This is a genomic window from Oleiphilus sp. HI0080 (assembly GCF_001635135.1).
Genome location: NZ_LWFU01001179.1, coordinates 1 through 3,805, shown reverse-complemented (window position 1 = coordinate 3,805; position 3,805 = coordinate 1). Strand labels below are relative to the sequence as shown.

The 3,805-nt window shown below is 48.0% G+C and carries 4 protein-coding genes and 1 pseudogene; all 5 read left to right on the top strand.

Annotated elements, in window-relative coordinates:
* Positions 1-327, top strand: a pseudogene (locus A3751_RS20955) (PQQ-binding-like beta-propeller repeat protein); the annotation flags it as partial.
* A 14-nt stretch (positions 328-341) separates the two neighbouring features.
* Complete coding sequence (der, locus tag A3751_RS20950) at positions 342-1,775, top strand: ribosome biogenesis GTPase Der (RefSeq protein WP_068458778.1); 1,434 nt, start codon at positions 342-344, stop codon at positions 1,773-1,775.
* Positions 1,772-2,263 carry an asparaginase domain-containing protein gene (locus A3751_RS20945; protein ID WP_068458777.1) on the top strand — a complete coding sequence of 164 codons (492 nt, stop codon included), beginning with the start codon at positions 1,772-1,774 and terminating at the stop codon, positions 2,261-2,263. Before der ends, A3751_RS20945 begins: the two co-directional genes overlap by 4 nt.
* Before the next feature lie 255 nt (positions 2,264-2,518).
* Complete coding sequence (gene crcB / locus A3751_RS20940; protein WP_068458776.1) at positions 2,519-2,890, top strand: fluoride efflux transporter CrcB; 372 nt, start codon at positions 2,519-2,521, stop codon at positions 2,888-2,890.
* 36 nt (positions 2,891-2,926) lie between these two features.
* The coding region (serS, locus tag A3751_RS20935; protein ID WP_068458775.1) for a serine--tRNA ligase at positions 2,927-3,805 on the top strand (879 nt) is incomplete at its 3' end.

The window sequence follows — 3,805 nt, the reverse complement described above, 5'->3', positions numbered from 1 at the left end:
GTTGCGGTATCGCGCGCAGCTGAAATCCTTGTTGTGACCGACTCTGAAGGCGTTGTTTATGGTCTCGACGTCGCATCAGGAAAAGAGGTTTGGCGTAGTGAGGCACTCAAGTATCGACGATTAAGTGGTGCAGAAATACTCGGAAACTATGCTGCAGTAGCGGATTTTGAAGGCTACGTTCACCTCCTCGATGTCGGTTCCGGTGCGATTGCTGGCAGGGTCCGGCCTGATAGTGATGGTATAATGGGGCGTATGAAGGTCGTTGGATCGACGCTGTACGTCTATACTCGGTCCGGTGACTTGTACACTTATCGTATAACCCCTTAATTGGAAAGGCCTCAATGGTACCTGTGATTGCCCTCGTAGGGCGCCCGAATGTCGGTAAATCTACGCTCTTCAATCGAATGACGAAATCGCGTGATGCGATCGTGGCTGATTATCCCGGTCTCACACGCGATAGGAAGTACGGCGAAGGCGTGTTTGAAGACCGTAAGTTTATCTTGATTGATACTGGTGGTTTGTCCGGCGAAGAGGAAGGTATCGACGCCGCGATGGCAGAGCAGTCATACCTGGCTATCCATGAGGCAGATTTGGTTCTGTTTGTCGTTTCAGCGCGTGATGGTTTGACACCGGCAGACGAGATGATTGTGCAATCGATTCGGCAGTCCGGAAAGCCCTGTGAACTTGTGGTCAATAAAATAGATGGCCTCAACGAGCAAGCGGTTGAGATTGATTTTTTTAAGCTTGGTATTTCGACGCATCATTTGACTGCAGCCTCGCAAAATCGAGGCATTGCTTCCTTGGTAAATTCCGCGTTGAGCAACTTTTCAGAGGTTGATGAAGCGTCGGATAACGAGCAGCACGGCTGCAGTATCGGCATTATCGGCCGACCAAATGTGGGCAAGTCAACATTGGTAAACCGTTTGCTCGGCGAAGATAGGGTTGTGGTATTTGATCAACCTGGCACGACCCGAGATAGTGTTTACATACCGTATGAACGTCGCGACAAGCCGTACACCTTGATTGATACGGCGGGCGTGCGAAGACGAAAAAACGTAAAGGAAACAGTAGAGAAGTTTTCTATCGTTAAAACCTTGCAAGCAATTTCTGATTCAAATGTCGTTGTATTGGTGATCGATGCTCGAGAGGGTGTGGTTGATCAGGATTTACACTTACTTGGCTTTGCTATGGATGCTGGCCGGGCGATTGTTATCGCCGTCAATAAGTGGGATGGCATGACAGGTGAAGAAAAACAGAAGGTCAAGAATGAGCTTTCACGTCGACTCGTTTTTATGGATTATGCCAATACGCATTTCATATCAGCTAAGCACGGCAGTGGCGTAGGTGACATGTACAAGTCGATTGATCAAGCATATGCCTCCGCGTTCGCTAAGTGGCCGACCAAGCGTCTCACGGAGTTGCTACAGGACGCGGTCAGCGATCACCAACCGCCTGTTGTTCGTGGACGAAGAATTAAACTGCGGTTTGCCCATCAAGGTGGATCTAACCCTCCAGTGGTTGTTGTGCACGGGTCAAAAACCGATGACCTACCTGATAGTTATAAGCGTTATTTGGAAAATACCTTCAGGAAGGTTCTAAAAGTGAAGGGAACCCCGATTCGTTTTGAATTCAAGACAAGCGATAATCCATTTGCATCACCGAGTAGTAAGTTGTCGGCAAAAGACCAGGTAAAAGCGTCGCGAAAAGCAGATGCCAAGAAGTTTGAAAGTCGACGTTCAAAAAATAACCGCCGAGGCTCAAAAGGTAAACGATGATGAAGATCGCGCTAGTAACAACCGGTGGCACAATTGATAAGGACTATTTTGACGCGCTTAGTGATTACAAAGTGGTCGAATCGATTGTCCCTATGCTTCTAGAACGAATTGGCTCCGGGCTAACGATCGAGAGGAAAGAGGTTTGTCGAAAAGATAGCCTAGAATTGACCGAGCAGGATCGTGACGAACTAAAACGAACCATCATTGGGCTTGAGGCAGACAAGGTGCTCGTTACGCACGGTACCGACACAATGGTGGATAGTGCGCTTAGCTTGGGTCAGATTACGGATAAAACGATCGTGTTTACTGGAGCTATGAGGCCGGCACGGTTTATGGATACTGACGCCTTGTTTAATGTTGGTGTCGCGATTGGTGCCTTGCAGAGCAAAGAATCTGGCGTATTTGTAGCAATGAGCGGGCAAGTGTTTTCGCCCGATTCTGTAAAGAAAAACCGGGATGCGCAGCTTTTTGAAAGCACAAAGTCCTGATTCGTCACGTTGTCCGTCATGCGGTGAGCCGAATGGCTGCTGCATGAATAAGGATAAAACGCAGCATCGCTCTTGCAGCTCGGGAACAAGCTGCTGGTGTATGACCTTTCCGCCGATGAAAGGCAAATCCGGATACTCCAAGACTTCCTGTTTGTGTGCACAATGTTTAAAGCATCAGCTGCAAGTCCAAGTTGATAGTGAAATGGCGCCCTAAGGTATGTACACTTTCCCAATTACTAAACGACTTAAATAAGCATGAAGATTATCATCAGTATTGCAATAGCCGGGGCGCTGGGAGCGGTTCTTCGCTATGCCGTAGTGAGTCTGGTTGGGGCTAGGTTTTTTCCTTTTGGTACCTTGAGTGTGAATGTCCTTGGTTCGTTTTTGATGGGCATCGCTTATGTGGTTGTGGTTGAAAAGGCCTTGACCAGTCCAGATTTAAAGCCACTCCTAATGACCGGAGCACTCGGAGCGTTTACCACATTCTCTGCGTTTTCACTCGAAACGTGGGATTTGTTTGAGAAGGGTGAAGTCACGCTGGCTTTGTTATACATATTCGTCTCCGTGATTCTGTCCATCGGAGCATTGTGGCTTGGCGTTGGCGTTACTCGCCTGAGCTTCGCCTAATTGATTTTTTTGAAACCTTAACAACTTAGAAGAATTATGCTGGATCCAAAACTAATACGTAACGATGCCGAGGCGGTCGCTAGTCGACTAAAAATTAAAAAGTTTTCGCTCGATGTGGCTGCATTTGAAGCGCTTGAGGAGAAGCGTAAGACTTTGCAGGTCGAAACAGAAAATCTGCAAAGTGAAAGAAATGCGCGTTCTAAAGGCATCGGTAAAGCAAAAGCGGCTGGCGAGGACATCGCGCCGTTGATCGCAGAAATGGATCAAATGGGTGCGCAGCTTGAGTCCAAAAAAGCCGAGTTGAAGGATCTACAAGAAGAGCTGAATGATTTACTTGTCGGGATGCCGAATATACCCGATGCCGATGTGCCAGAAGGTGAAGACGAGTCGGACAACGTCGAAGTAAAAAAATGGGGCGAGCCGACAGAGTTTAATTTCGAGGTTCTGGATCATGTGGCTTTAGGAGAGCAGCTTGGTACGCTTGACTTCGAAACTGCAACGAAGCTAACCGGCTCTCGTTTTGCAGTGATGCGCGGCAGCCTCGCGCGCTTGCATCGCGCTCTAGCCCAATTCATGTTGGATACGCATATTACCCAGAATGGCTATGAGGAAACCTACCTGCCTTATATCGTTAATGACGAGTCGTTGTTTGGTACGGGTCAGCTTCCCAAGTTTTCAGAAGACCTTTTTAAACTGCACGCGGACCGAGAATTTTACTTGATTCCAACGGCTGAGGTCCCTGCCACGAATATGATTCGTAATGAAATTGTCGACGAAGCGTCACTGCCTCTTAAATTTGTTTGTCATACCCCTTGTTTCCGTAGCGAAGCTGGCTCGTATGGACGAGATGTAAGAGGCATGATTCGTCAGCACCAGTTTGATAAGGTTGAGTTGGTTCAGGTCGTGAAGCCATCT